1 protein-coding gene is annotated in these 339 nt (G+C 54.3%); it reads left to right on the top strand.

The window, feature by feature from the left end:
• On the top strand, positions 1–328 hold a 328-nt coding region (locus PuT2_RS16005; RefSeq protein WP_216820843.1), incomplete at its 5' end, for a hypothetical protein.
• Between the last annotated feature and the right edge of the window lie 11 nt (positions 329–339).

The raw sequence follows: 339 nt of genomic DNA, 5'->3' as shown, positions 1-339 counted from the left end.
TTGCCAATCCGGAACTTGGCAAGCCCAAGGCCAAACTCTGAATCCAGAACAGATCTTCCATAAGAATATTATTTACCAGGCGGAGTCGTCTGGGCTGATCGTTGCGATGAACACTCCCCACAACTCATGCGCGTACAGTTACGATCGAGTCATGGTCGGCCCCAGCCCTGCCGCCTTGAGCTTAGTAACGCGCTCTCAAAGCGACCCGCACTATGGGGCGGGCGGCTCTACTGCAGTAGGCGCCGTTCTAAAGGGCCAATATTTTTCAGTACAGACCTACGCAGGCTGCGGCTCTACTCACACGTATCGGTTCTGGCCGCTTTCTTAATTGCCAATCCG

This window comes from Pusillimonas sp. T2 (assembly GCF_002236805.1).
Lineage (GTDB): Bacteria > Pseudomonadota > Gammaproteobacteria > Burkholderiales > Burkholderiaceae_B > Neopusillimonas.
This window is presented reverse-complemented; position numbering and strand designations above follow the sequence as displayed.